This window comes from Pseudoalteromonas sp. XMcav11-Q (assembly GCF_040104525.1).
Lineage (GTDB): Bacteria > Pseudomonadota > Gammaproteobacteria > Enterobacterales > Alteromonadaceae > Pseudoalteromonas.
In genome coordinates this window covers 1-4,424 of the sequence record NZ_JBECOX010000031.1, presented here as the reverse complement: position 1 = coordinate 4,424, position 4,424 = coordinate 1, and the positions used below count along the sequence as shown (strand labels likewise).

The window sequence follows — 4,424 nt, the reverse complement described above, 5'->3', positions numbered from 1 at the left end:
TGAGCAAAGCCTGTGTCTCATCCTCACTCAATTGGATTTGTAATTGTCGCCGTACACCTGCTTGTACCTGCTCATGACCATAATGCTGTTGCCAACTATTATCTGCCTCTAGTTCCCGCCAATATGAGCGTTGCTGCTGAAGCCCTTCACTCTCGCTATAGCGCTGTAAGTGTCTTCCCCACTGTTGATAACTATGTGTCTTATCACCAAGCTGCAATGCTTCTCCCGCTTGGTATTGTTGATAGAGCTGTGCTATGTCTGACAGCAAAATACGCCAAGAAACCCCATCCACAACTAAGTGATGTATCACCAACAGCAAGCGTCCTGTACCCGCTTTGTTCGCCAAATAGACCAATCGTAATAACTCACCATCTATCGGTGATAAGCTGCGCTGCGCTCGCTCTGCAATAGCCGTTAAACTCTCTGCCTCTCCATCCCACTCATGCTGCTCTATGCAGTTTGATAGCGCCAATGCTTCCAAGGCTTGATACCAACCTCGCCACTGCCCCTGTGATTTATCAAAACTGAGCCTCAATGCGTCATGTCTCGTGACCAAAGCTTGCAACATCGGTATCAGGCATTGGGTGTCAAAATCCTCTGGGGTACTTAATAGAACCGACTGGTTAAAGTGGGCTAACGCCGTTTCGTTTTTGAAAAATGCCTGCTGAATAGGCAGCAATGGCATCTCTCCTATCACCGCCTCTTGTGCTATCGTGTATCCTTTGCTCTGCTTTACACACCGTGCTAATGCCACGATGTGTTGATGACGAAACAGGTCTTTAACACTAAAATACAGGCCTTGCTCCGCTGCCCGTGAAACTAGCTGAATTGATAATATTGAGTCGCCACCTAGGGCAAAGAAGTTTGCCTCACAGCTCAGTGACGCTTGCGGTATCTTTAATAAACTCGACCATAATTGCTGCAATTGCGCTTCTGTTTTATTTTGTGGTCCTCGGTAATGCGCTGTCGTCAACTCCGGTTGTGGCAAAGCGCGTTTATCAACCTTACCATTGACTGTAAGTGGAAATTGCTCCAACACCACAAACTGGCTCGGCACCATATATTCTGGTAATTGTTCGGCGAGGTAACGCTTCAACAATGAAGTCTGCTCATTGCCACACAAAGTTGGTTTTAACGTTATATAAAGTAATAACTGAGCACTGTTATTTTTTCCTTCAATTACATGGGCTACGGCTTGTTCAACGCCAGTAAACGCCACTGCAAGCGCCTCAATTTCAGCCAACTCAATACGATAGCCACGAATTTTTACCTGTTCATCGATCCGGCCTACGTAAACTAAGTTGCCATCTTTGCGTTGACGGACAAGATCCCCACTGCGATAGATCCGCTCCCCTTGCCAATTCAGAAACTTTTCGGCTGTGAGTTGGGGCTGCTGTAAATATCCTTTAGCAACTCCAAAGCCGGCAATACATAGCTCACCGACCCCACCTTTAGGTGCCACCTGAAGATATGGGTCAAGCACATAAAGTTGGGTATTTGCAATCGCACGACCTATTGAAACCGCTGCACTAGCGGGCTCTTTCTGGCCAGGAAGTACAACATAATCACAACAGCCAACGACGGTTTCCGAGGGGCCATATTCGTTCACAAAGGTCGCGCCATTGAGCCATCGCTGACACTGTCCCAACAGCTGGCCTGTAAACTGTTCCCCACCCACCACTATCGTATGAGGTGTTGTAATACTCTCACCATGGTGAATAGCGCAAAGCGCCTTCAGGTGGGATGGTGTAAGTTTAAACAAACTAGCAGGGCCACTGCGCAAACACTGATACAGATCAGCTAAAGTATCTTCTTCTGGCAGTATCGTGATTGTTTTAGCGCTGATAAGTGGTGCCAATAACGAAGTTAACGTTGCATCAAAACTCAGTGTTGAACTAACTACTGACCGTAATATACCTGCACAGAGATAATGCTTTGCTGCATAATCAAGATAGTTACTTAAGCCTTTATGTAGTACCTCAATTCCTTTCGGTGTGCCAGTTGAACCAGATGTATAAATAACATACGCGACAGGGTTGCTGTACACCTCAGCTAACTTAGTTTTAGCCGTTTTCTCATAGGTGTTGATATCGACGACAGTAGCAATTGAGACGCCTTGTAGCTTCGACTGCCACTCAGGCTTTGTTATAATGGCTGCCAGCTCCGCATGCTCGGCTATTCTTAACAAACGTTGCTCTGGGTGACTCGGATCCATAGGAACATAGGTCATATCAGCACGCAATATTGCTAATACTGAAACCAACAAAGACTCACAACGGCCGAGACAAATACCAATTCGAGCATGAGGTGGGAAATGAGTTACTAAGTAGCAAGCGAGATCTTGAACTTGTGCTGCCAAATCCGCATAAGTCATCGTGCTGTTAGAAAACTGCAGTGCTGCCTGTTTTGGTTTTCTATTGACCTGCTGTTGAAACGACTCTTGTAACCTTAATTCTTGTGGTGCTTCTCGCCCAATATATCCCCGTTCTGATGAGGAAAGCGTAAGCTCACTAAGCATCGTCGTTTCAAAAGTACACTCACTTAAGCTTGTTAGCAATGCGGCGAAATCGGCCAGCATTAACTCCATACTACTGGGTAAAAATAAGCTAGTATCGTATTGCAACATCAACACAGGGCAACTGCTACTTAGCTGTACCGCAAACTCTAAGTCATATTTGCATCTATCAGCTGCCACTGGGATAAGATTTGCTTCTACACCACTAAGCGTGAACGATGAAGACTCCGTATTATTCATGTTCAACATGATCTGAAATAGCGGTGTATATTGAGTTGTACGAGAGTTACAACAAGCATCTACCACTTGTTCAAACGGTACTTCCTGATGTTCTTGCGCTGCAAGGTTCACGTCGCGAATATGCTGAAAGAATGCAGATAAAGTACGCTCTTGAGTATCACTACGAAGCACTAGTGTGTTGACAAAGAAGCCGATCAACGGCTCCAGCTCTGTTTGACATCGATTTGCTACAGGGGTGCCAATCACAACGTCGTGTTCATAGCTATATTTTGATATTAATAGGCTTAATGCCCCATGGTAGAGCATAAAAGGGGTTATATTGGCAGCGGTAGCAAGCCTTTGTAATTTCTCAACCAACGCTGAGGGTAATTTTCGTTGTAGGCGTTTACCATTACTTAACTTAGCACTCGGCCTAGCGTGATCTAACGGTATTTGGTGCACAGAGGGCAGCCCTTGCAACTGCTGCTGCCAATAATGCAACTGACTACTTATTCTCGCTTGGGTGTCACTCTGTTGCTGCCAATGTGCATAATCACTATATTGTATACTGAGAGGAGGTAAGTCTTGTGGCTGTTGAGTCACCTGCGCCTGATAGATACTACAAAACTCATTAACCAAGACCCCCATTGACCAAGCGTCTGAAGCAATATGATGTACTGTAAAAATAATCGCAAGCTCATCTTCCGCTAAACTTACCGCCGAAACTCGTAGCATTTGGTCTAAACTCAGATCAAAAGGCTGACTGTTTTGCTCATGTATCAACCGTTCTAAAGCCAGCTTTTGCGCATCTCCCGTTAAGTGAGTCAATGATAAGTGCTTTATCTGAAAAGGCTTAGTATGATTAACTTTCTGCATCACAACGCCATCAGCCGATTTAATAAAGACGGTTCTTAAAGTCTCATGACGCTCAATAAGCAAAGTAAAGGATTGCTGCGCGCTCGCTAAATCAAATTTCCCGCTTAGTTGTACCGCTGAAGTAATATGGTATTCAGAACTACCTTGATTCAGGTTATCTATAAACCACAACCGCTTTTGTGCATAAGACAGCGGGTGTAATTGTGACTTATCTGCCTTAGCTTGAATCGTCGCGCCAAGAATATAGTCAGCTTGCTCATCAAGACAGTGAGCTATATTTCTAATGCTTTGGGCCTTAAAAATGGTTTGTAAGGACAGTGACTTTGCAAATTCTGCTTGTATTGCAGCTTGCATTTTTACCGCCCGTAGGGAATGCCCGCCTTGACTAAAAAAGCTACTATTTAGGTCTATTTCAGTAACCGGAGTATTTAATATGCTAGACCAAATATTTAACAACTTAACCTCAGTCTCTGACTGAGGCTGCATTATTTGTTCAGCTATAGGCTGATTAACTTTCGCTTTTAGCGCATTTTTGTCAATTTTACCGTTCGGGGATAGCGGCCACTGTGATACCCCAATGTAGCGACTTGGCAGCATGTACTCCGGTAGTAATGCCCGTAGATACTCACGTAGCTGCTGTGCCAAACCCGTCGCTTCTTCTGTTCGAACGTAAGCCTGTAACTGCGCCTCTCCTGCCTCTTCTACCACTAACACTAGCGATTCTATTACTGCATCATGGCTATTTAGGTGATGCTCTATTTCCCCAAGCTCAATACGAAAACCTCGTAACTTCACCTGCTCGTCAACGCGCCCT

Annotated in this window: 1 protein-coding gene; it reads right to left on the bottom strand. The window is 45.0% G+C overall.

Annotated features, from left to right (window positions below):
* Positions 1-4,424, bottom strand: a 4,424-nt coding sequence (locus tag ABMY45_RS23720) for an amino acid adenylation domain-containing protein (RefSeq protein ID WP_349289592.1), incomplete at both ends; no start/stop codon positions are given.